Genomic DNA, 3,579 nt, shown 5'->3' on the forward strand with positions numbered 1-3,579 from the left:
GTGGTGGGGTGATGGTGGTGGGGGTGCGGTGGGTGCGGACGTCGTCCGCCAGGCGGTGGAGGCGGGCCGACAAGGCCCGCACCTCCTCCGCCGGCGGGGCGGGAGCCCCGTGGTTCACCCGCACCCGCGCCGCGGTCGTGGCGTCCACGATCCGCTCGACCGCCACCACCAGCGGCCACCACGCCGCCGCCCGCTGCCCCGTCGGCGGCGGCTCCGTCAGCGCCCGCTGGAACTCCGTGCGGACCCCGGACAGCTCCCGGTAGATCCGCCGCCTGGCCTGGAGCCGGGCCTGGCGGGCGGCGCGGAGGGCGGCCTCGCCCCCCGCGGCCGGCACCGGCGCGAAGGCCCGTTCCACGTAGTGCGCGGCGTCGTCCACGGCCGAGGCGAGCCGGTCGCCGACCCGGGTGTGCCAGCTCTCCGGCCACAGCAGGTACCCGGCGACCAGCGTGATGGCGCAGCCGATCAGACTGTCCAGCAGCCGTGGCCGCACCAGGTCGAAGCCCTGGTGGTTGAGCTGGTCCGACAGCAGCAGGATCACCGGGGTGATCGCCGCGGTCTGGAAGGCGTAGCCCTTGACCGAGAACACCGGGATCAGCGCCCCGAGCACCACCATCGCCGGTACGTCCCACCACCCCCGCGGCACCTCCGCGAGCACGGCCGCCGCGACGACCAGCCCGCCCGCCGTGCCCAGCGCCCTCAGCACCGCCCGGGAGAACACCGAGCCGAAGTCCGGCTTCAGGACGAAGGTGACGGTCAGCGCCACCCAGTACGAACGTTCCACCTCCACCAGCGACACCAGCGACTGCGCCAGCCCGATGCACAGCGCGAGCCGCAGTCCGTACCGCCAGGAGGCGCTGGACAGCACCATGTCGCGCACCGCCCCCCGCATCCGGACCCCCAGCGCCGCCGGCCGGCCCAGCCGGTCGTCGACGTGGTACGGGTCCGGTTCGGCCAGGTGGACGATGGTCACGGCGTGCCGCAGGGCCGTGTCCAGGGCCCGTTCGGCCGGGCTCTGCGGGGCCGGCAGGTCCAGTACGGGCGGCACCGTACGGGCCTGCTCCACCGCGTCGGCCAGGCCCCGCACGGTGGCCGGGAGTTCCGGCGGCAGCGGCCGGCCCCGCTGGTGCACCGCGGGCGCCGCCTCCACCAGCGGGATCACCACGTTCAGCTGGGCGAGCATCCGCACCAGCGCCGGGGACCGGCCGTGCACCCGGGCGCGCCGCCCGAGCACCAGGTCGTAGGCGTGGTTCAGGGCCTGGGTGACCTCCCGCCGGCGTTCCTCGTACGCCGCCCCGGTCCCGGCCGCCTCCAGCAGGCGGGCCAGGGCCCGGTAGGTGTCCGCGACGGCCGTCCGCTCCGGCTGCCGGCCGCGCAGCGGCCACCCCAGCAGGGTCAGCAGCAGCACGAACAGCCCGCCCGCGGTGAGCAGCAGCGGCGCCGTCCACCACGGCCGCGGCATCGCCAGCCCGGCCCCGACCACGGCGTTGAGCAGGAGCAGCAGTCCGGAGACCGAGGCGACCGTGCCGATGGAGGAGATCATCCCGGACACCAGGGCCACCAGTGTCAGCACGGCGACGGCGAGCCAGCCCTGGCCGTGGACCAAGGTGCCGAGCGCCACCCCCACGGCTCCGGCCAGTTGGGGCACGGCGATGTTGAGCACCCGCATCCGGTAGGCGTCGGCGGTGTCGCCGATCACCCCGGACAGGGCGCCCATGGACACCAGCGCACCGTACTCCGGCTCGTCCAGGGCGAATCCGACGGCGAGCGGCGCCGCCAGGGCGATCCCGGCACGCGCCGCGGCGGCCCAGGGCACCCGGGCGGAGGTGGGCCGCAGTCCCTGGAGCAGCCAGGCGGGCGGGGCCAGCGGGTGGGGCCGGGCCCGTCCGGACGGTATCTGTTCCGTACTCATGGTGCGCCGCTCGCGAATCGGTTCTTCCGGGTGTTTCCCGGGAGGTTGCGTACGTTCCGAGCTTATGGGGTGCGGCGCAGCCGTCCCGTCAGCCAGGCGGCGAGCGCCGTGCCCAGACCGACGACGAGCACCACCCAGGCGGTGGTGCGCAGGAACGCGGTCAGCGCGTCGTACACCGCCTCGGCCGCGGCCCGGTCGATGTCGGCGGGCAGGTCGTCCAGGGTCAGTCGGCGGCACACGGCCACCGCCGCCCCCAGCAGGACGCCGCCGAGCGCGACCCCGAGCCCGGTGGCCACCAGGGCGCGGCGCCGGTGGGCGGCCACGGCGACCGCCGCCACGGCCAGCGCCAGGGTGAGCAGGGGGAGCCAGATGCCGGCGATCTGGAGCATGCGGAAACCTTTCCGGAGCGCGCCCAGGTTCTCGTACTCCATGACCTCGACGGTCACGTGGGTCTCGGGGATGCGGTCGGCGAAGGGCACCCCGCCGGCGACGAGTTCGCCCTTGACCTCGGCGACGACCGGGGCGAGGTCGATGGTGACGGCGTCGCCGTCACCGGTGGTCAGGGCCTGGAGGAAGGCGGCGTGCGCGGCCCGGTTGGCCGCGTCCCAGGCGGTCTGGAAGGCGGGCGTCCCGACGAACGAGCGCAGTGCCTCGCCGAGCAGCGCCTCCACCCCGCTCTGGAAGGGGCCCGCGTCGATCTGCGGGGAGATGGCGCGCGCGGCCCGGGTGACGACGACCTCCTGCACGGCCGGGTTCCGCGCCAGCGGGGCCATCGCGGCGGTGTAGCGGTCGGCGTCGCCCAGTTCGCGGTCGGCCCAGTACGCCACCGCGCTCGCGGGCACGAGCAGGGCCACGAGCGCGACGAGGACCGCCGACAGGAAGGTGCGCACGTCACCAGGGAACGGCCGGGCGGTGCCCGGCCGCGAACGGCACTGCGCCGCCCGGGTGCGCCGTCCCCCGTGCGGCAGCCCCCCGCACGGGCCCAAGCCCCCCGAACGGGTGATCCACTTGCCGCGGGGCGGCGGCGGGTGTGCCCTGGTGGGTGGGGGAGACAAGGAGCCCTGCCATGGCACATGCGGCACCGGCCGCCCGCGGGCGGCACCTGGACCGTGCGGCACTGACCGTCCCGTTGGTGCTGGGACTGCTCTACGGCGTCTACGCGGCCTTCATGAAGCGCCAGACGGGCCCGGTCGACGCGGGCAACGTCTTCTACGGGATCCTGTGCGGCGTGGTCTTCGCGGCCTGCCTGGTCGCGATGGCCCGGGTCGGCCCGCGGATGATGCGGGAGCTGCGCGCGGCGATGTACGGCGCCTTCGCCGCCATCGCCATGGGCTACCTGTACAGCCTCACCGGCGACTCGGTGCTGCGCTCGGTCTGGATCGGCCTGCTGACCGGCGCCGGCGTGGGCATCGTGGCCTTCTACCGCTACTACACGCACGAGCCCTGAGCCGGGAGCAGGACCGGCAGTTCCGGACCCTGCCCTCGCCCTGTCCCCCGGCCCGTGCTTCCGGCCGGCCGGCCCCGGAACGATGTCCGGGGCCGGCCGGCCGTCGTCGTACCGCGACCGCGTACCGCCGTCCTACTCGGCGGAGCCCGCGGCGGCGGCCGCCGGGCGGGGCGCGGGGGCCGGCTCCTCGGCCGGCTCGGGCCGCTGCGGGCCGTGCGGGAGC

General features: G+C 75.8%; 3 protein-coding genes. 1 reads left to right on the forward strand and 2 read right to left on the reverse strand.

What is annotated here, in order from left to right:
* The coding region (locus tag EF918_RS33805) for an FUSC family protein (RefSeq protein ID WP_125652709.1) at positions 1–1,909 on the reverse strand (1,909 nt) is incomplete at its 3' end.
* A 62-nt stretch (positions 1,910–1,971) separates the two neighbouring features.
* The gene (locus EF918_RS33810) at positions 1,972–2,799 is read right to left on the reverse strand and encodes a hypothetical protein (protein WP_125652710.1); all 828 of its coding nucleotides are present in this window, start codon (positions 2,797–2,799) and stop codon (positions 1,972–1,974) included.
* A 176-nt stretch (positions 2,800–2,975) separates the two neighbouring features.
* Here EF918_RS33810 and EF918_RS33815 point away from each other — a divergent pair, with 176 nt between their 5' ends.
* A complete protein-coding gene (locus EF918_RS33815; RefSeq protein ID WP_125652711.1) occupies positions 2,976–3,356 on the forward strand; it encodes a hypothetical protein in 381 nt (126 codons plus the stop codon).
* The last annotated feature ends 223 nt before the right edge of the window (positions 3,357–3,579 follow it).

This window comes from Streptomyces sp. WAC06614, assembly GCF_003949795.1.
Taxonomy (GTDB): domain Bacteria; phylum Actinomycetota; class Actinomycetes; order Streptomycetales; family Streptomycetaceae; genus Streptomyces.

Bases quoted from the DNA above. Each gene is read 5' to 3' on its own strand.
- EF918_RS33815 (WP_125652711.1), top strand. From the start codon at position 2,976: ATGGCACATGCGGCACCGGCCGCCCGCGGGCGGCACCTGGACCGTGCG.